Annotated in this window: 24 protein-coding genes; 11 read left to right on the plus strand and 13 right to left on the minus strand. The window is 69.5% G+C overall.

What is annotated here, in order from left to right:
• Window positions 1–69: 69 nt before the first annotated feature.
• On the minus strand, window positions 70–939 hold the full coding sequence (locus tag ACNI65_RS21110) for a substrate-binding periplasmic protein (protein WP_416759165.1): 870 nt from the start codon (window positions 937–939) through the stop codon (window positions 70–72).
• 117 nt (window positions 940–1056) lie between these two features.
• On the opposite strand from ACNI65_RS21110, the gene apaG reads away from it, so the two are divergent.
• The 3 genes from apaG to ACNI65_RS21125 all read left to right on the plus strand — a co-directional run bounded on the left by apaG (window position 1057) and on the right by ACNI65_RS21125 (window position 4788).
• Window positions 1057–1431, plus strand: coding sequence for a Co2+/Mg2+ efflux protein ApaG (gene apaG / locus ACNI65_RS21115; RefSeq protein ID WP_416759167.1), 375 nt, complete (start codon window positions 1057–1059; stop codon window positions 1429–1431).
• Window positions 1428–3476, plus strand: a complete 2049-nt coding sequence (locus ACNI65_RS21120; protein WP_416759169.1) for a site-specific recombinase — start codon at window positions 1428–1430, stop codon at window positions 3474–3476. The genes apaG and ACNI65_RS21120 overlap by 4 nt, the downstream gene beginning before the upstream one ends.
• Window positions 3477–3612: 136 nt before the next feature.
• Window positions 3613–4788, plus strand: a complete 1176-nt coding sequence (locus ACNI65_RS21125) for a murein transglycosylase A (protein WP_416759171.1) — start codon at window positions 3613–3615, stop codon at window positions 4786–4788.
• A 25-nt stretch (window positions 4789–4813) separates the two neighbouring features.
• Here ACNI65_RS21125 and ACNI65_RS21130 read toward each other — a convergent pair whose 3' ends face one another.
• The gene (locus ACNI65_RS21130; RefSeq protein WP_416759172.1) at window positions 4814–5095 is read right to left on the minus strand and encodes a DUF427 domain-containing protein; all 282 of its coding nucleotides are present in this window, start codon (window positions 5093–5095) and stop codon (window positions 4814–4816) included.
• A gap of 11 nt (window positions 5096–5106) precedes the next feature.
• Between ACNI65_RS21130 and ACNI65_RS21135 the strand changes: the two genes are divergently transcribed.
• Window positions 5107–5376 (plus strand): hypothetical protein, encoded by a 270-nt coding sequence (locus ACNI65_RS21135; protein WP_416759173.1) that lies wholly within the window; start codon window positions 5107–5109, stop codon window positions 5374–5376.
• A 3-nt stretch (window positions 5377–5379) separates the two neighbouring features.
• Here the strand turns inward: ACNI65_RS21135 and ACNI65_RS21140 are convergent, their stop codons facing one another.
• Together ACNI65_RS21140 and ACNI65_RS21145 are read right to left on the minus strand one after the other, a co-directional pair.
• Window positions 5380–7050, minus strand: coding sequence for a GDYXXLXY domain-containing protein (locus tag ACNI65_RS21140; protein WP_416759174.1), 1671 nt, complete (start codon window positions 7048–7050; stop codon window positions 5380–5382).
• The gene (locus ACNI65_RS21145; protein ID WP_416759175.1) at window positions 7047–7997 is read right to left on the minus strand and encodes a DUF2157 domain-containing protein; all 951 of its coding nucleotides are present in this window, start codon (window positions 7995–7997) and stop codon (window positions 7047–7049) included. Before ACNI65_RS21145 ends, ACNI65_RS21140 begins: the two co-directional genes overlap by 4 nt.
• Before the next feature lie 104 nt (window positions 7998–8101).
• Here ACNI65_RS21145 and ACNI65_RS21150 point away from each other — a divergent pair, with 104 nt between their 5' ends.
• Window positions 8102–8773, plus strand: a complete 672-nt coding sequence (locus tag ACNI65_RS21150) for a dienelactone hydrolase family protein (protein WP_416759177.1) — start codon at window positions 8102–8104, stop codon at window positions 8771–8773.
• Window positions 8774–8780: 7 nt separating this feature from the next.
• Window positions 8781–10271: a M28 family peptidase gene (locus ACNI65_RS21155; protein ID WP_416759179.1), complete on the plus strand. Its 1491-nt coding sequence runs from the start codon at window positions 8781–8783 to the stop codon at window positions 10269–10271.
• Window positions 10272–10315: 44 nt separating this feature from the next.
• Here the strand turns inward: ACNI65_RS21155 and ACNI65_RS21160 are convergent, their stop codons facing one another.
• From ACNI65_RS21160 to ACNI65_RS21185, 6 genes are all read right to left on the minus strand, one after another.
• A complete protein-coding gene (locus ACNI65_RS21160; protein ID WP_416759180.1) occupies window positions 10316–11014 on the minus strand; it encodes a YciI family protein in 699 nt (232 codons plus the stop codon).
• Between the two features lie 57 nt (window positions 11015–11071).
• Window positions 11072–11515 (minus strand): methylglyoxal synthase, encoded by a 444-nt coding sequence (locus tag ACNI65_RS21165; protein WP_416759181.1) that lies wholly within the window; start codon window positions 11513–11515, stop codon window positions 11072–11074.
• A 35-nt stretch (window positions 11516–11550) separates the two neighbouring features.
• Window positions 11551–12918, minus strand: a complete 1368-nt coding sequence (locus ACNI65_RS21170) for a glycoside hydrolase family 18 protein (RefSeq protein ID WP_416759182.1) — start codon at window positions 12916–12918, stop codon at window positions 11551–11553.
• Between the two features lie 177 nt (window positions 12919–13095).
• Entirely contained in the window at window positions 13096–13761 is a 666-nt protein-coding gene (locus ACNI65_RS21175; RefSeq protein ID WP_416759183.1) for a hypothetical protein, read from the minus strand.
• A gap of 86 nt (window positions 13762–13847) precedes the next feature.
• Complete coding sequence (locus ACNI65_RS21180) at window positions 13848–14540, minus strand: hypothetical protein (RefSeq protein WP_416759184.1); 693 nt, start codon at window positions 14538–14540, stop codon at window positions 13848–13850.
• The gene (locus tag ACNI65_RS21185; protein ID WP_416759185.1) at window positions 14537–15421 is read right to left on the minus strand and encodes an EamA family transporter; all 885 of its coding nucleotides are present in this window, start codon (window positions 15419–15421) and stop codon (window positions 14537–14539) included. The genes ACNI65_RS21180 and ACNI65_RS21185 overlap by 4 nt, the downstream gene beginning before the upstream one ends.
• 370 nt (window positions 15422–15791) lie before the next feature.
• Here ACNI65_RS21185 and ACNI65_RS21190 point away from each other — a divergent pair, with 370 nt between their 5' ends.
• Together ACNI65_RS21190 and ACNI65_RS21195 are read left to right on the plus strand one after the other, a co-directional pair.
• Window positions 15792–15992: a hypothetical protein gene (locus ACNI65_RS21190; protein WP_416759187.1), complete on the plus strand. Its 201-nt coding sequence runs from the start codon at window positions 15792–15794 to the stop codon at window positions 15990–15992.
• Window positions 15993–16063: 71 nt separating this feature from the next.
• Window positions 16064–16351, plus strand: coding sequence for a hypothetical protein (locus ACNI65_RS21195; RefSeq protein WP_416759188.1), 288 nt, complete (start codon window positions 16064–16066; stop codon window positions 16349–16351).
• 25 nt (window positions 16352–16376) lie between these two features.
• On the opposite strand, the gene ACNI65_RS21200 is transcribed toward ACNI65_RS21195, so the two are convergent.
• The 3 genes from ACNI65_RS21200 to ACNI65_RS21210 all read right to left on the minus strand — a co-directional run bounded on the left by ACNI65_RS21200 (window position 16377) and on the right by ACNI65_RS21210 (window position 18716).
• Complete coding sequence (locus ACNI65_RS21200) at window positions 16377–17732, minus strand: type II toxin-antitoxin system HipA family toxin (protein WP_416759189.1); 1356 nt, start codon at window positions 17730–17732, stop codon at window positions 16377–16379.
• 4 nt (window positions 17733–17736) lie between these two features.
• Entirely contained in the window at window positions 17737–18000 is a 264-nt protein-coding gene (locus tag ACNI65_RS21205) for a helix-turn-helix domain-containing protein (protein ID WP_416759191.1), read from the minus strand.
• Between the two features lie 119 nt (window positions 18001–18119).
• Window positions 18120–18716 (minus strand): Lrp/AsnC family transcriptional regulator, encoded by a 597-nt coding sequence (locus tag ACNI65_RS21210; RefSeq protein ID WP_416759192.1) that lies wholly within the window; start codon window positions 18714–18716, stop codon window positions 18120–18122.
• Window positions 18717–18924: 208 nt separating this feature from the next.
• Between ACNI65_RS21210 and ACNI65_RS21215 the strand changes: the two genes are divergently transcribed.
• From ACNI65_RS21215 to ACNI65_RS21225, 3 genes are all read left to right on the plus strand, one after another.
• Window positions 18925–22485 carry an indolepyruvate ferredoxin oxidoreductase family protein gene (locus ACNI65_RS21215; protein WP_416759193.1) on the plus strand — a complete coding sequence of 1187 codons (3561 nt, stop codon included), beginning with the start codon at window positions 18925–18927 and terminating at the stop codon, window positions 22483–22485.
• A gap of 236 nt (window positions 22486–22721) precedes the next feature.
• Window positions 22722–23654 (plus strand): DUF2167 domain-containing protein, encoded by a 933-nt coding sequence (locus tag ACNI65_RS21220; RefSeq protein WP_416759194.1) that lies wholly within the window; start codon window positions 22722–22724, stop codon window positions 23652–23654.
• Window positions 23655–23658: 4 nt separating this feature from the next.
• Window positions 23659–24402, plus strand: a complete 744-nt coding sequence (locus ACNI65_RS21225) for a metalloprotease (RefSeq protein WP_416759196.1) — start codon at window positions 23659–23661, stop codon at window positions 24400–24402.
• Window positions 24403–24438: the final 36 nt, after the last annotated feature.

The following is a 24438-nucleotide window of genomic DNA, read 5'->3' on the forward strand; positions in this document are numbered from 1 at the left end:
ACGCGCGGCGGGCGTTGGCGGGGAAAGTCGACGATTGTAGGAAGGCCTCCGCAGTCGCGGCGGCCCGGGTCATCGGTAGCGCTCCGTCAGGCGTGCGATCTCGCCGGAAGCGTTCAGCTGGCGCAGCCGCTCCGTCAGCCGCTCCACCACCGGCTCGGGCAGCTGGCGCGAGACGACGACGAACTGCGTTTCCTCCTCGAAGACCTGCGTCCCGATGCGCACCTGCGACTCCAGACCGGTGAGCCGCGCGGCCTGGCGCAGGTTGATGTCCTGTCCGTAGACCGCCGCGGTGCGGCCCTTCACCAGCATCTGCAGCGCCTCGCGATCGCTGCGCGCCGACTCCTGGAACGCGACGTCGGCCTCCTGCAGCGTCCCCGCGAGCTTGGTCCCCTGCGCCAGCAGCACGGGCTGGCGCCGGGCGAAGGCGCGCAGCTCGTCCCAGGTCCGCGGCGCCGGCGGATCGCCCGCGCGCGTGGCCAGCACATGCGCCACGCGGTACAGCGGCACCGGCAGGTAGCGCATCAGCGGATGGCGATGCTCGGACTTGAGCAGGCAGAAGAACACGTCGAGCTCGCCGGTGCTGAGCATCAGCTCGAGCCGCCGCAGCGGGACCATCTGGTCCAGGCCCTGGATGCGCAGGTCGGGATCGGCACGCAGCACCGCCGCGGCGATCTCGCCGCACAGACCGGGGCGTTGCGGATCGCCCGAGGCGTACTTCGCGGGCGACCCCGACTGGGCGGCGCTGCGCAGCGTCAACGGACCGGAGCCGCCGCTGGTCGCACCCGGCGGCGGCGCGGGGCCCTGCGGCGCGGCGTGCGCGATGTCCCCGGGATCGGTGGCGAGGCCGGCCGCGAGCCCCAGCCACGCGCAGCCGCGCGCCACGGCCTGACGCCGGTTGGGGTGAGGAAGCGCCGGCGGGTGTCCTGCCCTTGTCTCCATGACGGATGGCGTCCGGATGCGTGCCGGCCGCGTGCTGGTGGTCCGTTCGAGCGGGTTCTGATTGTTGGCACAGTGTGCGGTAGCCAGCATAGCCGAGGCGACGCCTAAAATCCCCCGATGGCACATCCGCACTTCCACTGCAGCGTGGCCGTCGAGCCCCTCGCCGACCAGACCTTCCCGGATCGCAACGAGTTCGCGTACGGGTACACGATCACCATCGAGAACCGCGGCGACGTCACCGCCCAGTTGATCGGGCGGCATTGGACGATCGTCGACGCCGAAGGCAAATCGCAGGAGGTGCATGGGCTGGCCGTCGTCGGCCACCAGCCGCTGCTGCAGCCGGGCGAGCGCTTCCAGTACAGCTCCTGGGCGCAGATCGGCACGCGCCACGGCACGATGAGCGGCCGCTACCTGTGCGTCACCGAGCACGCCGAGGTCTTCTACGCCGACGTGCCCGAGTTCCTCCTCGCCGACACGGGGTCGCTGCATTGATCCGACGACGCCAGGGCTGGGACCTCACCGCGCTGCTCAACGCCGCGCATCCGCAAGCGCCGCTGGCCGAGCGCAACCTCTGGCTGGTGCGCCTGATCGAGTGGCTGCGGCACGCGCCGCTGAAGGACGCGACCAACAAGGAAGCGGGCAAGGACACGGCGAAGGACGCCGGCAAGGACGTCGTGGCCGCTGAGCCGGCCGCGCCCTCCGCCCCGCTGCCGGTGCGCCGGCTGAAGTACCTGCTCCACCTGCTGGAGCGCCACCCCGAACACGCCCGGGCCTTCGCCGAGGTCATCGCCAGCGTGTGGGCCGACGTGGACGCGATCAGCCTGTTCGCCGAGGTCGGCTTCGCGCCGCGCATGGCCCTGTGGAACGAATTCCTGGGACGCCTGCGTCGGCGGCTGCTGCCGCTGAGCGCGGACACCCGCGACCTCGCCGAGCTCTTCGAGCTGCTGTTCCCGCACGAGGCGGACGAGCAGTGGATCAACGCCGTCGACGATGAGCTGCTGCGCCGCCTGGGCCTGCTTTTCGCGGGGGCGCCCGAGGGCGACTGGCGCGAGGAGATGCGCGCGGCGATCACGGTGCTGGTCAGCTCGGTGCGCTCGGCGGGGCTGTCCGGCGCGCTGCGCGTGCGCATGGATCCGCAGAAGCTCGTCAGCCGGCCCTTCCGCAACCTGGCCACGGCCTGGGAGCAGGTCGAGCATGCGCTGGTCGACGACGACCGGGCGAGCCTGCCTGGCCGGCTGCAGTACCTGCGCGGCCTGCTCGACGAATGCCGCGCGGCGGTGCGGTCGGTGCCGGACCACCTGGAAGAACACGGCGTGTCGGTGGACCTGATGTTCGGCGTGGAGCAGATGCAGGCGCGGCTGCGACGCGTCGAGGACCTGCTGGCGGTGCTGCTGGCGCCGCATCCGCAGCGCGAGCTGCTGCGGCTGGTGGCCGACCTGGTCGCCGTCGTGCATGACCGGCGCAGCATCCGCACGCTGTTCGCGCGGCATTACTCGCTGCTGGCGCGCAAGGTCGCCGAGCGGAGCGCGGAAACCGGCGAGCACTACATCACCCGCAACCGCGAGGAGTACGGCGACATGCTGCGCCGCGCCGGCGGCGGCGGGCTGGTGATCGCGGGCACCACGTTCATGAAGTTCGCGATCGCGGCCATCGGGCTGTCCGCGTTCTGGGGCGGCTTCTGGGCCGGCGTGAACTACGCGGTGAGCTTCGTGATCATCCTGCTGCTGCACTGGACGGTGGCGACCAAGCAGCCCGCGATGACCGCGCCGGCGCTGGCCGACAAGCTGCGCCACATCGACAGCGATGCCGGCTTGCAGGCCTTCGTCGACGAGGTCGCCCATCTCTTCCGCTCGCAGGCCGCCGGCATCCTGGGCAACCTCGCGCTGGCCGCGCCGATGGTGCTCGTGGTGCAGCTCGCGGCGTGGCTGGCCCTGGGCAAGCCGCTGGTCGGCGCGAAGGAGGCGGAGCACGTGCTGCACGCGCTCACGGTGCTGGGCCCGTCGCTGTTCTTCGCGGCGTTCACCGGGGTGCTGCTGTTCGCGTCCAGCCTGATCGCGGGCTGGGTCGAGAACTGGTTCGTCTTCCATCGGCTGGACAGCGCCATCGCGTGGAACCCGCGCATCGTGGCGACGCTCGGCGCGAGCCGGGCCAAGCGCTGGTCGCAATGGTGGCGGGACAACATCTCGGGGCTGACCGCCAACATCAGCCTGGGTCTGATGCTGGGGCTGGTGCCGGCGCTGCTCGGCTTCTTCGGACTGCCGATCGAGGTCCGGCACGTGACGCTGTCGACGGGTCAGCTCGCCGCGGCGGCGGGCGCGCTGGGGTGGGACGTGCTCAAGCACTGGCCGTTCTGGCTGTGCGTGATCAGCATCCTGGGCACCGGCGTGCTGAACGTGGGCGTGAGCTTCTTCCTCGCGTTCAAGGTGGCGCTGCGCTCGCGCGGCATCCGCCTGGCCGATCAGAAGCGCGTGCGCGCGGCGATCTGGGCGCGCATGGGCCGCCAGCCGCTGAGCTTCCTCGTGCCGCCCAAGGGCTGATCGCCCGACGGCGGGGGCTCAGGCCGGATCGCGGTCGTCGGGCCGCTCGCCGCCCTTGCGCCCGGAGAACATCGTCCACCAGACGATGAACACGAGCAGCGCGAGCGCGCCGAGCGCCTCCAGCAAAATCACGCCCATGATTCGTGGTCCGATCCGTTGCAGAACTCGCCGCAGGAACGCGGCGCTGGCGATTCTAGGCGCGCCCATCCTGGCAGCCGCGGCGAGTGTCCTGATGGCGCTGTCGGCCGCGCCGGCCCGGAGCGCCTCGCTGGATCCGGCCCAGCTGCTCAACGGTCAGGACGACACGGCCGGACGCCGCGTGCTCCAGCGCGAGCGCGCCCGCTGGGTCGCCGCCCCCTGGAGCGAGCTGCCCGGCTGGGGGCAGGACCGGATGCTCGCGTGGTGGCCGGCGCTGTTGCGCGGCTGCGAGAAGCCGATGCCCGGCTGGACCACGGTGTGCGCGCAGGCGCGCGCCTTCAAGCCGGGCGACGACTGGGACGCGATGGTCTGGCTGATGAAGACGCTGCAGCCGTATCGCGTCGAATCGCCCGAGGGTCAGCGCGAGGGCCTGATCACCGGCTACTACGAACCGCAGCTGCAGGCGCGTCGCCAGTCGCAAGGCGAGTTCCGGGTGCCGCTGCTCGCGCCGCCGCAGGACCTGGCGCGACGCAAGCCCTACGACACCCGCCAGCAGATCGAGTCCAACGCCGCCCTGGACCGCCTCGGGCTGGCGTGGGTGCAGGATCCGCTGGACGCGCTGGTGATGCAGATCCAGGGCAGCGGCCGCCTGATGGTGACGGAGCGCGACGGGACGCGGCGCTGGGTGCGCCTGTCCTTCGCGGGGCACAACGAGCAGCCCTACCGCTCGATGGGCCAATGGCTGATCGCGCAGGGGGAGTTGCGGGCGACGGAGGCCTCATGGCCGGGCATCAAGGACTGGGCGCGGCGCAATCCGCAGCGGCTCAAGGAAGCGATGTGGGCCAATCCGCGCTACGTCTTCTTCCGCGAGGAACCGCTGCCCGACCTGGCGGTGGGGCCGCGCGGCGGCCAGGGCGTGCCGCTGACGCCGGAGCGCTCGATCGCCGTGGACAAGGCGAGCATCCCCTACGGCACGCCGGTGTGGATGGACACGACCGAGCCGATGTCGGCCACGCCGATGCGCCGCCTGGTGATGGCGCAGGACACCGGCGCGGCGATCGTCGGCGCGGTGCGGGCCGATTACTTCTGGGGCTGGGGCGAGCAGGCCGAGGCGCAGGCCGGGCGCATGAAGCAGCCGCTGCGGCTGTGGGTGCTGTGGCCGCGCCAGCCGTAGACCGCGAGGACGGGCGCCGCAGCGCTCACTCGGTGACCTGGACGCCCTTCCAGAAGGCGACGCGGTCCTTGATCTCGGCGGCGGCGTCGGAGGGCGTCGGGTAGTACCAGACGGCGTCGGGGTTCATGTCGCCGTGGACCAGCAGGCTAAAGTAGTGCGCCTGTCCCTTCCAGGGGCAGCTCGTGCGGTGGTTGCTGAACGTGGTGAACTCGCGCTTGAGCGCGGCCATGGGGAAGTAATGGTTGCCCTCGACCACCACGGTGTCGTCGCTCTCGGCGATGACTTCGCCGTTCCAGATTGCCTTCATTCCAACTCCTCGTGTTCAAACGTTATTTCGCCCATCGGGGCAAGGACATCTTCGTCACCGCCGGCTCGGCGCGGGATCTCGCGCCGGGCAGCTTCGGGATCTGCGCGATCGGGGGCGGCGCGGAGGGCTGGTCCGTCGTCCACGTCGGCCCGGATGGCGACGCCGCCGATCTCGGCGGGGAGTACTACTTTGCCACCTCCGAGGAAGCCCTCGCCTTTCTCAAGGAACTCATCGACCTGATGGTCGATGGCGGCGAACCGGAAGGCCTGGACGGCGATTGAGGCTCACAACGGCTTCAGGTCCTCCCCGACGACGCCCACCAGCAGGCCCTTGCCGTCGGGCGTCACGCGGAACTCGCCGTACTTCGCCGGTTGCCAGCGCTGCGCCTCGCCCTCGCGGAAGAACCAGGCGTCGGACACGAAGGTCCATCCGCCGGCTTTGGGCGTGAGCTCCAGCAGTTGCGTCCCCGGCGGCGGTGCCTCGCCGGGCGCGAGCAGCCGGGCCGCCACGACCACTCCACGCGCATCCAACGTCGCCGCCACGCGCGGCCTCGCGCCCCACAAGGGCGAGCCGTCGGCGGCCGTGTTGCGCGTCATCCACCGGATGCCCTGCGTCCCCGGCAGCTCGTAGGCCAGGCGCATGTAGTCGCCCTGCATCAGCGAGCGCGGATCCGCCGGCGCCAGCTTCACGTACACCGGACGGCCCTCGGTGATCAGCCGCTCGCGGCCCGCGATGCCGACGTTCACCAGGATCAACGCCAGCACCGCCGCACCCACGAGCACCGCCGCCGCCCCCCGCATCGCCAAGCGGGGCGCCGGCTCTTCCGACGCGGCCCCTGACGCAGGCGCTTCCGGATGCCAGGCCAGCCACCGCACCCAGGCCGCCAGCACGACACCGGCCACCACGAGCGCCAAGGACTTGTGCGCCAGCGGCAGGCTCCATTCGTAATACAGCGCTCCGATCGCCCACACCGCCGCCGCGCCAGCGAGCGCTGCCAGCGCCCAGCGCCGGGTCGACAGCATCAGCGCCAGCACCAGCAACGCGCCGCCCAGGGCCGGCATCAGCGCGGCCAGGCTCACCAGCACCAGTGCCGGCGGCACCAGACGAAGCGCATCCGCGGGACGCCAGCGTGACCACAGCCAGAACGCTCCGGCCAGCGCCAGCAACGCCGACAACGCCCGCGCGCACGCCATCGCCACGCGATGACCCTCGGTCACCATCTCCGTCGTGACGGTCATGAATCCGCCGCCACCGCCCATCGCGCCCACGGCCCCGAAGGCCTGGCCCGCCGCCATCGCGTGCAGCGCCAGGACGCCGATCCACCAGCCGCTCAATGCGGGCTCGAGCGCGGCTGCCACCGACGCGGTCCGCGCCGACTGCCCCGCCCGATGCTGCACGAGCATCGCCAGCACGCCGATCGCCAGCAGCGCCGCGGCCTGCGACAACATCTGCCCGCCGCCGCGCCGGTACCAGGCGAACGGCAGCACATCGTTCAGGCTGAGATGGAGCAGATACGCCGTCAGACCCGCCATCCCCAGGCCCACCAGCACCCGCAGCCACGCCTGCGGCAGCAGCACGACGAGCCCCGCCCCGATCGCCAGTCCGATTGCGGCCGCGCCGGCCTCGGGCAGGTCGCGGGCGAGCCCGAAGCCCAGGCACACCCCGCCCGTGAGCAGCAGCGGCACCGCCGCCTGCTCGAGGAACAGCGGCGTCGTCCGCCCGCGCAAGAGCACCAGCGCCAGGGCCATCAGCCCGAGGCCCTCGACATAGGGCATCGGCCCCTTGTCCCAGGCCTGCGCGAACAGCATCCAGAACATCGCGATGAACGGCGGCACCGCAAGCCACGCGCCCAGCGCGGTCAGCACGACCACGGGCCAGGGACGACCCGGTGGTCCCGACTCCGCGGGGACCAGGCCCTCGGCGCGGGCCTGCGCGATCCAGTCGGTGGGGTTCATCGCGCCTCCTGCACTGCGCGCACGCGCCGCATGATCAGGCTCACGCTCGCAGCCAACAGCCCGCAGGCCGTCAGGCCGATCAGCAGGAAACCGCCGATGTCCGCGCGCTGCTCGAGCATCAGCCGGGCCAGCGCCAGCACCAGCAGCGTGTCGACCGCCAAGGCCAGCGCGCTGAGCGCGTAGACCTCGGCACGGCGCCAGGCCAGCACGCCGCCGATGGCCAGCACGCCCAGGCCCAGGTAGAACTGCGGCGCCACATGGCGCGCGAACAGCCCGCCGATGGCCGCTCCGGAGATCGCGATCACCGACGCCAGCACCGCGAGCCGCCAGGCCCAGGGCTGCGTCGCCGCGCCGGGCCGCCAGGCCAGGCCCGCGCACAGCACGCCGTAGGCGACGAAGCCGATCGCGTGGACCGGCACGGTGGCGGCGTCGAAACGCCAGCCGTGTCCGCCGAAGGTTTCCATCCACAGGCCGATGCCGGTCGCCGCGATCAGCGCCCAGGGCGTCCAGACCAGGTCCGAGCGCGCCACCCAGGCCAGCGGCAGCCCCAGCGCCGCCCACAGCGCGAAGAGCTGCCAGGGATCGGCACCGGTCTGGTAGGTCTGGCCGAAATAGGCGAGCAGCCCGCCCAGCGTCAGCAGTCCCACCAGCGTCAGCGGTGCGCGCCAGGCGGCCAGCAGCGCGGCGGCCAGCAGGCTGATGGCGGTCACCGCCTGCAGCAGCCCGAAGCGCATCGCCCGGCCGAAGTCGTCCCAGTTCGCCGCGACCCACAGGATCAGCCCGAAACCGACCAGCCCCGCCGCCAGCGCGCCCGCGCCGCGGCGCAACGGCGTCCACGGATCGCCCGGCGGTGCGTCCAGGCCCGCCAGCGCCCGCAAGCGGCGTGCGCTGCTCGCATCCAGGCCCTGCCGGGCCGTCCATTGGTACAACTGCTCGTGCAGACTCACAGCTTCCTCCCTGAGGATCCGACCGCCCGCAGCGGCCGTCCATGGTGTTCTTCGAGGGGGCCGATTCTTCCTCTCATCCTTCGTTCTCGCACTGGGAGTTCCACATGGGACAGATGATCGAATTCGACCGCCCCGACGGCGGCCGCACCGAAGGCTACCTGGCCAGCGCCGGTGACGGCGCCCCGGGCATGATCCTGATCCAGGAATGGTGGGGCCTCAAACCCCACATCAAGGAGATCGCCGAGCGGCTGGCCTCCGCCGGCATCACCACGCTCGCGCCCGACCTCTACCGCGGCCGCATCGCCGCGGACGCCGACGAGGCCAGCCACATGATGAACGGGCTGGACTTCGGCGACGCCACCACGCAGGACCTGCAGGGCGCGCTCACCCACCTGCGCGAGCACCTGGGCTGCGGCCCGGTCGGCGTGATGGGCTACTGCATGGGCGGCGCGCTGACGATCGCGGCCGGCGTCCTGGTCAAGGACCTGCAGGCCGCGGTCTGCTACTACGGCATCCCGCCGACCGAGTTCGCCGACCCGGCCCGGATCGAGCCGCCCTTCCTCGGCCACTTCGCCACGCGCGACGACTGGTGCACGCCCGAGAAGGTCGACGCGCTGCAGGCGCGCATGACCGCCGCCGGCAAGCACCCGGTGATCCACCGCTACGAGGCCGACCACGCGTTCTCCAACAAGACGCGGCCCGAGGTCTACGACGCCGCCGCGGCGGAACTCGCCTGGACCCGCACGCTCGACTTCCTGAAACAACACCTCGCCTGACGCCGCCATGAGCCTACGCCCTGCCCTGATTCCCACCGCCGCCGCTGTCTGGGCGCTGATCGCCACATCCGCCTTCGCCCAGACCACGCCGGCCTCGGGACCGGCGCAGGCCACCGCTCGGGCGGCCGCCGAGACCGCGCCGCCGCCGCTGGATCCGCGCGTCGCGCCGATGCTGGCGGACATCTCCGCCGAACGCATTGAATCGACGATCCGCAAGCTCGCGGCCTTCGGGACGCGGCACACGGCGTCGGACACCGTCAGCGACACGCGCGGCATCGGTGCCGCGCGTCGCTGGATCGAGCGCCAGTTGAAGGACTGCAGCGCGCGCACCGGCGGCCGGCTGCAGGTCACGATGGACGCGTTCATCGAGCCGGCGGGCAATCGGCTGTCCGCGCCCACCGAGCTGGTCAACGTCGTGGCGACGCTGCCCGGCGCGTCGGCGGGCACGCCGCGCGAGCGCGTGCTGGTGGTGAGCGGGCATTACGACTCGCGCAACACCGACGTGATGGACGCCAAGGGCGAGGCGCCGGGCGCCAATGACGACGCCTCGGGCACGGCCGCGGTGATGGAGATGGCCTGCGCGGCGGCGAAGCAGCGCTTCGACGCGACGCTCGTGTTCATGGCGGTGCCCGGCGAGGAGCAGGGCCTGCTGGGCGCTCGGCACTGGGCGCGGCGTGCGCGTGCGCAGGGGCTGAACGTCGAGGGCATGATCACCAACGACATCATCGGCAGCTCGCGCGGCGACAAGGGCGAGTACGACCCGAAGCGCCTGCGGCTGTTCGCCGACGGCTTCGATCCGCTGCTGCGATTGCTGGTCAACGCCAGCGCCAACAGCGCGGCCACCGAGGACGAGGTCAAGACCAACGCCGCGATCCGCGCGCAGCTGCAGCCGCTGGCGGTGGCGGGCGGCGGCGCGGACCTGCCGACGCAGCAGTTCGGCCGCCACCTGAAGGCGGTGGGCGAGCAGTACCTGCCCGGTTTCCGCGTGGACCTGATCGAGCGCCGCGATCGCTACCTGCGCGGCGGCGATCACCTGCCGTTCCTGGAGCGCGGGTATGCGGCGGTGCGTTTCTCCGAGCCCTTCGAGGACTTCCGCCACCAGCATCAGAACTTGCGCACCGAGAACGGCGTGGTGTACGGCGACCTGCCGGAGTTCGTGGACTTCGGCTACGTGGCCGACGTGGCGCGGATCAACCTCGCAGGACTGGCGACGCTGGCATGGGCGCCGTCGCCGGTGAAGGGCGCGCGCATCGACGCGCGCGAGCTGACCAACGACACGACGCTGCTGTGGACGGCCAGCGTCGATCCGGAGCTGGCGGGTTACCGCGTGGTGTGGCGCCGCAGCGAGTCGCAGATGTGGGAAGGCGCCAAGGACGTGGGCAACGTGACGACGGTGACGCTGCCCCTGTCCAAGGACAACCTGATCTTCGGCGTGCAGGCCGTGTCCAAGTCCGGACACGCCAGCTTGGCGAGTTATCCGCTGCCGCTGTCGAGGTGACGGAGGGCGGTGAGGAAGGGCGCTGAGGGCGTGGCGCTGAGGGATCAGCGCAGCACGCCCTTCCCCAGCCACTGCCCCCAGATCTTCATCGTGACGCGCTGATCGGACAGGCCGGGGTACTCGGCCATCGTCTTGCGCAGCGCCGTCTCGTCCGTGCCGCGCATGAAGGCGACCTCGCCGATCGGGCCGTCCTCCAGCGAGTACCAGGCCCCGATCGCGCCGTCGTCCAGCGCGCGCTTGAGGAACACCGGCACGGCCGCCTTGTCCTGCGCCTCGGCGCGGGTGAACAGCACGATGCGGTTCTCCTCGATGCCGTTGGGATCGATGCCCGTGTGATGCAGCGCCTGATGGACGGTCGCGGGCTGCGCGTTCACGACCATGTAGCCCTCGCGCACGTACTCGTCGGGCTGGAAGTAGCTCAGCAGCGTCTCGCGGTCCGGCGCCTGCACGACGACGATGCCGCGCTTCTGCCGCGCCGGATCGCGCATCGGGCCGGCGGCGAAGAGCTTGCCCTCGCCGAACAGCTTCTTGAAGTTCTCGATGTGCCCGCGCTGCATCGCCTCGACAGCCGCCTTGTCGTCGGGCACCGGCTTGCCGGTCTCCAGGAAGATGAACCACCAGCGCGGCGCGGTCGCGGTCTGCGCGCGGGCCGGCGTGAGGACCGTCGTCATCGCGGTCAGCGCCGTCATCGCGCTCATTCCGGTGAGCGAAGCCGTGCCCGCGATCCAGGTACGTCGTTGCATCGGAGTCTCCTTGTCTGGGGCCGGCGCGCTCCCGCGCCGCAGCCTCGACCGATGACTCTACTCCCGCGAGGCCGGGGCGCCGAGCGCCTGCAGCGAGCGCAGCATCAGCCGGCCGCTGGTCACGTTGGTGGCGCAGGCGACGTTGTGCACGTCGCAGGCGCGCACCAGCGCGTTGATGTCGGGTTCATGCGGCTGCGGCGTCATCGGGTCGCGCAGGAAGACCACCGCGTCGACGCCGCCGACCGCCAGCCGCGCGCCGATCTGCAGGTCGCCGCCGAGCGGGCCCGAAAGCATGCGCTCGACCTGCAGGCCGACCTCGGCGCTCAACCGCGTGCCGGTCGTGCCGGTGGCCACGAGCTCGCAGCCGCCGAGGAAGTCGGCGAACTCGGTGGCGAGCATCACCATCTCGTCCTTCTTGCCGTCGTGGGCGATCAGGGCGATGCGCAGGCGCGCGGACGGCGTGGGGGCCGGGACGGCGATGGAAGTCAGGGTCGAGCTCATGGCCGCGATCGTAGGCCCGGGAGGCGCCGCCCGAGTTACCGGCGCGGTTCTTTCTGAGCCTTGGCCGGCGCGGTCGCGGTGCCTGCATCGAGCGGCAGGTTGCCCACGCCCCGGTTCATCGCGTTGAGCAGGTCACCGTTGTCCTGGCTCAGCTCCCAGGCGAAGACACCGGCCAGGCCGAGGTCGCGGGCGAAGCGGCCCTTGGCGAGCACGGCGCGCGGATCGTCGTAGCCCATCCAGAGCTTGAGCTTGGGGTGGTACAGCGACCACGACTGCGTCACCGGATCCCATCGCGATTCATAGCCCTGGCGGCCCTGCCCCTGGGCATCGAGGATGCGCCCGGCGATCTCGCGATAGCCCTGCGCGCCCTCGGCGCCGGGATAGGCACCGGTCTTGGCCGTGCCGGCCTGCGTCGCGGCCACGCCGGTGAAGCCGCGGCCGTACATCGCCACACCGGCGACCAGCTTGCCGCGCGGCATGCCGGCGGTCTCGAGGTTGCGCACCGCGCGCTCGAGGCTGTCATCGGCCTGCGCCGACGAGGACTTCAGCGTCGAGTGATGCCCGGCCACCGGCGACCACATGCCGTAGAAGTCGTAGCTCATCATGAAGACGAGATCGAGCGGCTTGGACGCGGCCTTGAAGTTGATCTTGCCGACGATCGAGTCCATCGGATTGACGGCGGTCGTGAGCAGGTAGGGCCGGCCGGTCTCGGCGGTGAGCGCGTCCAGCGCCTGGCGCAGGTCGGTCATCAAGTCGGCGTAATGCTGGCCGTCCTGCGGCGTGCCGAGCTGCACGCCATTGGGCGCGCCGTTGTTGCCGGGGTGTTCCCAGTCGATGTCGATGCCGTCGAAGGCGGGATGCTCGCGCAGGAATCGCTGCGCGGAGGCCGCGAACACGGCGCGTCGCGCCGGGTCGCCCGCGAGGTGGAAGATCGGATCCGACCCGCCCCAGCCGCCGATCGACGCGACGATCTTCAGATGCGGCGCGCGCTGCTTGTAGCGCAGGAAGGCGGCGTTGAAGCGCTCGTCGACGGGGCCGGTGCCGATCTCGAAGTCCTTCTTGCCGACGCACTTCGCGGCGTCCTTCTCCAGCTGGCCCGGGCCGCACAGGCGCAGGAAGGCGTAGAGCACATGCGTCAGGTTCTGCGGCGGCACGCGCTCGATGAGCTCGACCGGTTCCCAGTTGGGAACGTACACGCCGACGACCTTGTTGCCGGTGCGCTCGAACGCAACGGGCTTGCCGCCGAAGAGCGCGTACCCGGGCGCCTCGGCAGCGGGCGCGGAGGCCGGAGAGGGAGCCGGCGTCGGCGTCGCAGCGATCGCGGCGGAGGCGGCGATCGCGCCACACAGCGTGAGCGTGGTGCTCAAGGGGTTGCGGACACGGGACAGGACGCGAACGGACATGCGGGTCTCCAAGGGACGCCGCAGCTTAGCGGATCGCCGCTCGAATTAACACCAGTCAAATACCAATTAGACTGATTGAGCCGCTTCGAAGAAACCTGTTCGAGTCCAGATCCCAGACTCCCCTCGCCTGCGAAGCGGGAGAGGGGTGGGGGTGAGGGCTCGCGGAAGGACTCGTGCTCAAGGAGCGACGTCCACGCGCAGTTGCAGTTCCCGGAGCTTCTGCACCTCGGCGTCGCGGGTGCTGTAGGTGTTGCGGCTGGCGCTCGAGCTGACGCTGCCGGTGCGCGCGATGGTGACCCAGATGCCCAGCGGCGCCTGCACGGTGCTGAGCACGTCGGTGCTCGGGCGCTGGTGGGCGTCGGGCAGCGAGGTCCCGTAGGCGCCGCCCTGCGGCAGCTGGGACTGATCCGACGCACGGACCTCGACATTGACCGGACTGCGGCCACCCGGCCAGTTCGGCCGCACGACGATGCCGCGCACCCGTTCGGCCATGCCTTGGCGAGGCACGACGACCACGCGGTCGCGCTCGCTCTGCTGACGGTCCACGGCGACGTCGACCCATTGCACCGGTGTGGACTCGGTCATCGTGAACGAGGCCTGCGAGCCGTTGAGCACCATGAGCCGCGGGAAGAGCTGCTGGCGCTGCTCGCGGTTCTCGGTGGAGAGCGTGACGCCGCCGCGCGGCGAGACGCTGCCGCCGGTGCTGACGACGGTGCTGCCATCGCGGATGCCGGCGACGGCGGTGCCGCTGAGCTCGGACTCGACCCATCGGAGCTCGACCAGCAGGTTCTGCTTGGGGCCCTGCGCGTGGGCCGTCGCGGCGAGCCCGGCGCACGCGGCCAACAGGACGACAAGAGCGGTTCGGCGAGGGTGCTGCATCGCGCCAGCATACGCCGCGATGCCGTCACGGTCGCGCGCCACGGCTCCGACTACTTGTTGAGCGCCCTGCACCGCTGGATATCGCAAGCGGTCGGCAGCATCGAGCGGTACTCGACGACGCTGCCCCAGCTCTTGGGATCGCGCAGCGCGCAGCGCTCGCCCTTGCCGTTGTCGTAATAGGACAGCGTGTCGACGCAGCGCCGGGAATGCGCCATCAGCCCGAGGAAATGGCCCATCTCGTGCGACAGCACCATCTGCAGCGTCTGCTCGGCGGGGTGCTTCGGATTGCGCTCGCGCAGCAGCGCGAAGAGCCCCGGGCCGATGGACAGGCTGCGCGCGGTGACGTTGGCCAGCGCGAACTGGCCGCGGCTGCCGACGTCGCTCCACAGGATCTGGATGGCGTCCTCGGGCGGAGACTGGCCGATGGGCACGGCGATGACGCGCAGCTGGATGCCGCACTCGGACCAGGCTTCGGCGGAACGCTTCACCAGCGCCAGGACCTGGGCCTCGGTGAACCAGGGCGGCGCGTTGTCATGGCGATAGGCGAAGCGCAGCGAGCGCGTCGCGATCGGGCGATCCTTGCCGTCACCCCAGGTCTGGATTTCGCCCGGCAGGCATTGGGCGATCTCCTGATCGCGCACCGGGGGCGCGGCAGGTCTGCCCTTCTCCGCCGGCACGAACTGGGCGAGCGCGGACGCGCTCAGGAGCATCCACGCGGCCAGGTGCGCGACGCGGCGTCTCATGCGGCGCGCAGCACGCCGCGCACGCGCGGCCAGAGCAGGTTGACGGCCAGGCCGCTGATGACGAGCGCGGCGGCGGCGAGCTTCCACGGCGGGAGGCCCTCGCCGAGCAGCAGCGCGGAGCAGCTCATGCCGAAGACGGGCACGAGCAGCGCCATCGGGACGATGGTGGCAGCGGGGTAGCGCGAGAGCAGGAAGCTCCACGCGCCGTAGCCGAAGAGCGTGTTGCCGACGGACTGCCAGAGCACGGCGCCCCAGGCGCCCAGGCCCGCGTGGCGGAGCGCGTCGCCCATCTGGGCGGGGCCCTCGACGACGAGGGAGAGCGCGTAGAGCGGGGGCGCGGCGAAGACGCTGCTCCAGACGACGTAGGCGAGCATGTTCACGGCGCCGGCGCGCTTGCCGACGATGTTGCCGCTGGACCAGCTGAACGCGGCCAGCAGGACCATGGCCAGGCCCAGGACGGTGGTGGAGCCGTCGGTGTGGGAAGCGATGACACCGATGCCGGCCGCGGCCATGGCGAGCGACAGCCACTGGAAGCCCTGGACGCGTTCGCCGCTCAGGCGCATGGCCAGCAGCAGCGTGAAGAAGACCTGGGTCTGGATGACGAGGGAGGCCAGCCCGGGGGAGATCTGGGAGCGCATCGCCAGGTAGAGCAGGCCGAACTGGCCGACACCGACGAGCGCGCCGTAGGCGGCGAGGTTGCGCCAGCTGACCTGGGGACGCGGGACGAGGAAGACGGCGGGGATGGCGGCGAAGGTGAAGCGCAGCGCGGCGAAGAGCAGCGGCGGGAAGGCGTTCAGGCCCCAGCGGATCACGACGAAGTTGCTCCCCCAGATGGCGACCACGGACAGCGCGAGCAGGAAATGGCGGAGCGGGAGCGTCATGGCGGCCAGGGCGAGCGGGGGGATCGCTGACTATGCCAGCGAGGGGTCGGGGCCAAGCGGTACAGGGGCTTGGGAGTGTGACCGGTACAGAGACGTCATGGAATTGGCAATGGTCAGCATTAACTATTTAAGCTCACCGCACCAATTACGCCTGGGCGCCCCAATATCTATTCACATGATGGAATTTCCACCAATAAAAATTACTCCTCGACGCGAATAACCTTCATCCCATGGCTTTCAAGTCGACTGACAAAGCCATTTGAGCCTAGGCCGACATTCACGAAGGCATGGGTTTGACTTGAAGGGAATTCGAGCACTTCGGCTCGAAGCGGAAGGATGGACGCATTAACCATCCATGGAGGAGATTGATATGCGTGAACTCGAAGACCACGAACTCGATCAGGTATCGGGAGGGATCCCGTTGCTGATCTCGGCTTGGGTGGCGCTCGGCGACACCGCCGGTTGGGGTGCCGCGATGGGGGCCGGCGCGGCCGGTTATGGTTTTGGAACCGTCCTGTCGGACATGGCGAATCACCAGGGTGACAACCTGATGGACTTCAACCTCTTCTAAGGAAGCCCCATATTTCGTCGACGAAATTGGAGGGGACGCCCTCCTCGACTTTCATATATGGAGAATTCGGCATGGTCAATATCTTTCGAGTCGTTTGCCTGCTCATCGCGATTCTCAGCTTTTTCCTGGCTTGTCACTGGCTCTCGGTCCATCGGGTCGCGATGGGATTACTCGGTGGATCTGCAACCCTTGGATTTATCGCCACGGCCAATCTGATCGATCCGACTCGCCCCATGAATCTCAAGCAGTTCATCTTGCGGCAGGAGAGATTCCAGATCACGCCGATCGGCCGTGCCTTGCATTTCCTGTCGATCACGCTGCTGATCAGCGCGATCCTTGCCGGATGGTTCGAGCTTTGAGCACGACGCCAGGTCGTCTGGAGGATCACCGCCCAACGCCCAACCGATCCGCCGCCGCTTGGAGCCCATCCAGGATCGCCTCGGCCACCTCCGCGGGGAAATCGTCCGGCAACTGCGCTCGCACGGCCTGGATCACCGACGGCGTGCGCGCCACCACCTCATCGATCAGCGCCCCGATATCGCGACCGTCTTCCGTGACGACACCATGCCTGGTGCCGAGCACGACCCAGTGGCGTCGGAGGATGTCTCGCATCTTCCAATGCGCATTCTTCGACCGGACCGCCATGGCCATCTTGACCTTGTGCGACGACAGCTTGCCCCGCCCTTCTCCCAGCACGGGGTAGGCAGACAGCACGTCATAGAGCGGCGTGAGCTGATATCGACGCCCCGGCCGGAGGTGCAGGCTGAAATTCTTGGCGTGGCCGTCGGTCGCGCAGAGCATCCAGAAGATCAACTGCGCCTTGAAGAAGACGCGCTTGTCCTCCTCTTGCGCGATGGAGCCGTCGAGCAGATCGAGGAGTTGATCCATCCCCGGCCCGCCATCCGCTTCGTACTTCGCGCCCGGAGGCACTCCGAGCGCCTGACACATGTCTTCCTGTGGCAGGCGGATCAACCGGTTCATTCCCTCCCGCGAGGTTCGCCAGACGCGGTCGAACCGCTCGACCACAAGGACCTTCACATCCTCGAAATGCCGGACCTCGCAGGCCGCCACCGGCAGCCGGAACTCCCTCAGGATCTGCGCGCAGAGCCATTCGTTCTCGACGGAGTTCCGCATGTCCACCTGCAGGCCGCCGATCAGCCCCAGCGGCAGCTTGAAGATGTGCGTGGTTGGCGTGCTGCCTCGAGGCAGACACCAACGGTCGTCCAATCGCAGGAGCGCCGTCTTCTCCTGGGCGCCGGCAATGGAGATGCGGAACTCATCTTCGTCGGCCCCCCAGTTCAGCGTCTGCGGCGTCGTCGCGGCGCGCAGGTCCTGCGCGACCTCGGCGTCGCTCAGAGGCCTTGCCTGCGCCTCCGCCGGGCCGGCTGACACGTCTCCCTCGGGGAGGATCTCCAGCGCCCCCACGCAGTCCCGCCCGATCTCGGCCAGCAGGTCGAAGGCATCGATCGAGCCCGTGTTGAAGCGACGCGCCAGGCGCTCACGGATCTCCCTGCTGTCCGGCAGCAGGTTCTCGAAATAGGCGTGGACCTTCTCGCCTCGATGCGGCGCATTGCCCGGCATGAAGGGCAGCGACAGGGAAAGGGGGCGCCCCTCCGCTGATTCGACCCAGGCAGGGTCGTACTGGAGCGTGTCCTGCGCATTCCTGGCAAGCGTCCAGGTGCCCACGCGCGCTCCGTTCATCCAGAGTCCGAGCGTGCGGGTCGGTGCGAGGCGTCCCATGGCCTCACCACTCCGGTTGACCGTCGCCCGAACCACCCCGCGTCGCCGGCGACGGCCTGGCCAGGGTCAACTCGACCCCCAGGATGTTCAGCAGCTTCAGCAAACGCGCCGCGCCGACCGTGTTGGCGTTGCGCTCCAGGGCCGAGTAGGTCTGCTGCGTCACGCCCAGACGGAGCGCCACTTCGCTCTGCGTCAGGCCGGCCTCCTTGCGAAAGGCCTGCAGCAACGCCGGCAACTGATCGGGTGTCCTGACGGGGAAGTTCGGCATACAGACTATGGGCTGTTTATTCGGTTTACAGCATAGGAGCTGTTTTCAGAGAATACCAATCAAAGGCTGTAAACGCAATAAACAGTCTCTGCGCTGTTTCCTCCCTCACGCCTTCCCCCTCACCCCTTCGGCCGCAGATGCCCCAACGGCAGCGCGCCACCCGCCTTCACCTCGCCAAGCGAGAAGCTCGTGTGGATGTCCTTCACGTTGGGCAGGTTCAGCAGCGTGTCGATCGAGAACCGGCTGAACGCATCCAGATCCGTCGCCATCACCTCCAGCTCGAAGGTCCCCGCGCCGCTGATGTAGTGACAGGCAATCACCTCCGGCAGCTGCCGGATCGCCTCCTCCAGCTCCTTCGTCGCCGCGCCGTTGTTCCGATCCGCGTCCACCCGCACGAACGCCAGCACGCCCAATCCCAGCCGCCGCCGGTCGATCTCGGCCCGATAGCCGGTGATGAAGCCCTGCTCCTCCAGCCAGCGCACCCGGCGCCAGGTCGGCGCCGGCGACAGCCCGATCCGCGTCGCCAGCTCCGCGTTGGACAAGCGCGCCTCCCGCTGCAACTCCGCCAGGATCGCCACGTGGTACCGGTCCAGCTCCCCGCTCGCCGAGCCCCCCGACCCGCCGCCACCGTCCTCGGAATCCTCCGCCCCCGCCGACGCCGCGGAACCCGCCGTCGCCCTCATGGTTTTCCCTGAGACGCCGTTTTTCGATGCCATACGATCTCCACTACCCATTTCGGGAAAGATTCTTGCTCAATTGACCGCCCGCAGGGCAGAACGAGCAAGCACTCGCCGGGCATTGTTTCCTACACTGTTCGCTGCGTTTTCCGCGCGCGCCCATACTGGCGCTGCGTCGGCAGCCACGGCACACGGCCTCGCCACAAGCGAGGACCGGAGGTCAGCCACCCATCAGGAGACTCCCCGCATGAACGCCCCCTTGCCCGAACACATCCTGCGCGCCCTCGAGAAGGTCACGCTCGATGACAAATACGCACTCGACGAGGGCCGTGCCTTCATGAGCGGCGTCCAGGCGCTGGTCCGCCTGCCGATGCTGCAACGCACCCGCGACGCCATCGCCGGCCTGAACACCGCCGGCTTCATCTCCGGCTACCGCGGCTCCCCGCTGGGCGGCTACGACCAGGCCCTGATGGCCGCCAAGAAGCACCTCGCCAAGCAGCACATCGTCTTCCAGCCCGGCGTCAACGAGGAACTCGGCGCCACCGCCGTCTGGGGCACCCAGCAGCTCGCCCTCTTCCCCGAGAAGGCCCGCTTCGACGGCGTCTTCGGCATGTGGTACGGCAAGGGCCCCGGCGTCGACCGCTCCATCGACGTCTTCAAGCACGCCAACATGGCCGGCACGTCCAGGCACGGCGGCGTCATCGCCATCGCCGCGGACGACCACATCGCCAAGAGCTCCACCGCCGCCCACCAGAGCGACCACGTCTTCAAGGCCGTCGGTTTCCCCGTCTTCTTCCCGTCCAGCGTCCAGGAAATCCTGGACATGGGCCTGCACGCCTTCGCCATGAGCCGCTTCTCCGGCCTGTGGTCCGGCATGAAGACCATCCAGGAGATCGTCGAGTCCTCCTCCAGCGTCAGCGTCGACCCCGACCGCGTCCAGATCCTCATGCCCGAGGACTTCCAGATGCCCCCGGGCGGCCTGCACATCCGCTGGCCCGATCCCCCGCTGGATCAGGAAGCCCGGATGATGGACTTCAAGTGGTACGCCGCGCTGGCCTACGTGCGCGCCAACAAGCTCAACCACAACGTCATCGCGACGCCCCACGACCGCATCGGCCTGATCGCCTCCGGCAAGGCCTGGAACGACACCCGCCAGGCGCTGCACGACCTGGGCCTGGATGACGACAGCTGCCGCCGCCTGGGCATCCGGCTGCACAAGGTCAACGTCGTCTGGCCGCTGGAAGCGACCATCACCCGCGACTTCGCCACCGGGCTGCAGGAGATCCTCGTCATCGAGGAGAAGCGCCAGATGATCGAGTACCAGCTCAAGGAAGAGCTGTACAACTGGCGCCCCGACGTCCGCCCCAACGTGCTGGGCAAGTTCGACGAGACCGACGGCGACCAGAGCGGCGGCGAGTGGAGCCACCCCAACCCCAGCAGCAACTGGCTGCTGCGCCCGCAGGCCGACCTCACGCCGGCCATCATCGCGCGCGCCATCGCCAAGCGCCTCAAGAAGCTCGGCGTGGACGCCGACACCGCTGCGCGCCTGGACGCCCGCGTCGCGCTGATCGACGCCAAGGAGCAATCGCTCAAGTCCGAGGAAAAGACCGCCGGCGGCGCCGACCGCACGCCGTGGTTCTGCTCGGGCTGCCCGCACAACACCAGCACGCGCGTGCCCGACGGCTCGCGCGCCGTGGGCGGCATCGGCTGCCATTACATGGTCACCTGGATGCCGGGCCGCAACACCGCGACCTTCACCCAGATGGGCGGCGAGGGCGTGCCCTGGGTCGGCCAGGCGCCGTTCACCGACGAGAAGCACATCTTCAGCAACCTCGGCGACGGCACCTACTTCCACAGCGGCATCCTCGCGATCCGCCAGTCCATCGCGGCCGGCGTGAACATCACCTACAAGGTGCTCTACAACGACGCCGTCGCGATGACCGGCGGTCAGCAGGTCGGCGAGCGCCCCGAGGGCCACAGCGTCACGCAGATCATGAACAGCCTGATCAGCGAAGGCGTCGCCAAGCTGATCATCGTCACCGACGAACCCGAGAAGTACGACGGCAAGCCGCTGGCCGCCGGCGTCACCGTGCATCACCGCGACGAGCTCGACGCGCTGCAGCGCCAGTTCCGCGAGATCCCCGGCACCTCGGTCATCATCTACGACCAGACCTGCGCCACCGAGAAGCGCCGCCGCCGCAAGCGCGGCAAGCTGGTCGATCCGGCCAAGCGCACCGTCATCAACGAGCTGGTCTGCGAAGGCTGCGGCGACTGCTCGGTGCAGTCCAACTGCCTGTCGGTCGAGCCGCTGGAGACCGAGTTCGGCCGCAAGCGCCAGATCAACCAGAACACCTGCAACAAGGACTTCTCCTGCGTGAAGGGCTTCTGCCCGAGCTTCGTCACCATCGAGGGCGGCGAGCTGAAGAAGCCCAAGAAGGACAAGCGCATCAGCCCGTTCGACGCGTCGCTGCCGGCCCTGCCGCAGCCGCTGGTCCCCAACCCGGTCGAGGCCTGGGGCATCGTCGTGGCCGGCGTCGGCGGCACCGGCGTGATCACGATCGGCTCGCTGCTGGGCATGGCCGCGCACCTCGAGGGCAAGGGCGTCATCACGCAGGACGCCGCGGGCCTGGCGCAGAAGGGCGGCGCGACCTGGAGCCACATCCAGATCGCCAACAGCCCGGACGCGATCCACTGCACGAAGGTCGGCACCGCGGAAGCGGATCTGGTGATCGCCTGCGACTCCATCGTCGCGGCCAACAAGACCACGCTGGCCGTCATGCGCGAGGGCCGCAGCTTCGTCGCGCTGAACACGCATGGCTCGCCGACCGCCACGCTGGTCAATGACGCCAACTGGTCCTTCCCCGGCGCCGCCTGCGAGGCCGCCGTGCAGAAGGCCGTCGGCGCCTCGCACCTGGGCATGTTCGACGCCGAGGAAGTCGCGGTGAAGCTGCTGGGCGACTCGCTGTACACCAACCCGCTGATGCTGGGCTTCGCGTGGCAGAAGGGCCGCGTGCCGCTGAGCCACGCCGCGCTGATGCGCGCCATCGAGCTCAACGGCGTGCAGATCGACAACAACAAGGCCGCCTTCGAATGGGGCCGCCGCTGCGCTCATGACCTGGCCGCGGTGCAGTCGCTGTTCGCCGCGCAGCAGGTGATCAACTTCGTCAAGCGCCAGGGCGTGGACGAGCTGATCGCCAAGCGCGTGGAGTTCCTGACCGGCTACCAGAACGCCGCCTACGCCGAGCAGTACCGCGCCTTCGTCGAGAAGGTCCGCCAGGCCGAGACGCCGGTCGGCGGCACGCGCCTGACCGAGGCGGTCGCGCGCTATCTGTTCAAGCTGATGGCCTACAAGGACGAGTACGAGGTCGCCCGCCTGCACACGGACACCAAGTTCCTGGACAAGATCAAGGGCCAGTTCGAGGGCGACTTCAAGGTCGTGCACCACCTCGCCCCGCCGATGCTGGCCAAGAAGGACGACCACGGCCATCTGCAGAAGCGCGCCTTTGGCGCGTGGGTGCGTCCGGCGATGGGCGTGCTGGCGAGGATGAAGGGCCTGCGCGGCACCGCCTTCGATCCCTTCGGCCATACCGAGGAACGCAAGATGGAGCGCCAGCTGATCGCCGACTACCGCGCGACGATCGAGGCCATCCTGGCCAAGGGCCTGAGCACCGACCGCCTGGCCACCGCCGTTGACCTGGCCCGCATCCCGGAAGAGATCCGCGGCTACGGCCACGTCAAGGAGCGCCATGTGAAGGCCGCCCGCCTGAAGTGGGACCAGCTCAAGCAGCGTTGGCAGGAACTCGCCTGATCGGTCGGGCGGTCACCTGATCGCCTGAAGACCCTCAGAACGACACCCCACGGCCCGCCCGGCACCCGCCCGGCGGGCCGTGGTTCCTTCAGGCGTGCGAGGTTTGGCGTTCGTGCGCGACGCGACGCCCCCTCATGGGGGAAGTTCGGTTTTACGGATCCCTCACATCGATAGACTCGCACCCTTCGGCCCGAAGAGGCCGTCCGGATTCGTCACGTCTTTCGAGGGAGCTCTCCATGACCACCACCCCCACCCGCTGGATGCGGGCCTTCGCCGTCGCCTGCCTGGGCGCGATGTTCCTCGGCGCCACGCCGGCCTTCGCCGAGGGTTCACAGGGCGCCGAGACCGGCCAGAACGCCTTCGCGCAAGTGATCGCCGCGGCCCAGAACGACATCGTCAAGGGCCCGCAGGACATCAAGCTGTCGACGCAGGCCGTGCTGCACCTGCCAGAGGGCAAGGTCTACATCCCGCAGCCGCACGCGGCCAAGCTGATGCGCGCGATGGGCAACCCCGGCGATTACAGCGACCTGGAAGGCGTGGTCTTCCCGCGCGGCGACGGCGACTGGTTCGCGACGCTGCGTTTCGAGAAATCGGGCTACATCAAGGACGACGACGCCAAGCACTGGGACGCCGCCGACATGCTCAAGAGCTTCAAGGAAGGCACCGAGGCCAGCAACGACGAGCGCAAGAAGATGGGCGGCCGCGCGCTGGAGATCACCGGCTGGGCGCAGGAGCCCGCCTATGCCGCGGACACGCATCGCCTGGTCTGGGCGATGAAGTCGCGCGAGGTGGGCGCACCGGCCGGCGAGCCGCAGGGCGTCAACTACAACACCTACGCGCTGGGCCGCGAGGGCTACATGTCGCTGAACCTGGTCACCGACCTGGACGCGCTGCCCAAGTACCAGGGCGACGCCAAGCAGCTGCTGGGCGCGCTGGAGTTCAACGACGGCAAGCGCTACAGCGACTTCAATGCCAAGACCGACCACGTCGCCGAGTACGGCCTGGCCGCGCTGGTGCTGGGCGTGGGCGCCAAGAAGCTGGGCCTGCTGGCGGTGATCGGCGCGTTCTTCCTGAAGTTCGCCAAGATCATCGTGCTGGCGGTCGTCGGTTTCGGCGGCGCGATCATGAAGCTGCTGGGCCGCAAGAAGAGCGAAGCGGCGGAGTCCTGAGCCGATGACCAAGCTGCTCTTCCTGCTGTTCTCCGGGCTGAAGTTCGGCAAGCTGCTGGCCAGCGGCGGCACGATGCTGCTGTCGATCGCGCTGTACGCGATGGTCTTCGGCTGGCGCTACGCGGTCGGGTTCGTCGTGATGATCGTGCTGCACGAGCTCGGCCACTTCTTCGCCGCGCGGCACCGGGGCATCCCGGCGGGTCTGCCGATGCTGGTGCCCTTCATCGGGGCCTGGACCACGATCGACAAGGCCCCGCATGACGCCGAGACCGAGGCCTTCGTCGGACTGGGCGGTCCGCTGCTGGGCACGGTCGCGGCGACGGCCTGCTACCTGCTGGCGCGCAGCTGGAACGTGGACTGGCTGCTGGCCGTGTCGTACGCGGGCTTCATGCTGAACCTGTTCAACCTGATCCCGCTGTCGCCCTTCGACGGCGGCCGCATCACGGCGGTGCTGTCGCCGCGGATCTGGTTCGCGGGTGTGCCCATCCTGGTGGGGCTCTTCATCCTGCGGCCCAGTCCGCTGCTGCTGCTGATCGCGGTGCTGGCCGCGCCGCAGCTGATGAAGGCCTGGAAGTACCGCGCCGACAGCGAGGAGGCGATGACCTACTACGCGGTCCCGCTGAAGACCAAGATCGAGTACGCGGCCTACTACCTCGGCCTCGCTGCCTTCCTCGCGGTGATGGCGCACGACGTGCACGAGATGCTGGGCGCCGCGCACACGCTGGGCGGTGGCGGGCTCAGCACCTGACGCGCGAGAAGGCGATGCCTCGCGCCGGGCCCTCAG

Origin of the sequence: Roseateles sp. So40a, from assembly GCF_048081605.1 — a bacterium.
In the GTDB taxonomy this organism is placed as follows: Bacteria; Pseudomonadota; Gammaproteobacteria; order Burkholderiales; family Burkholderiaceae_C; genus Roseateles.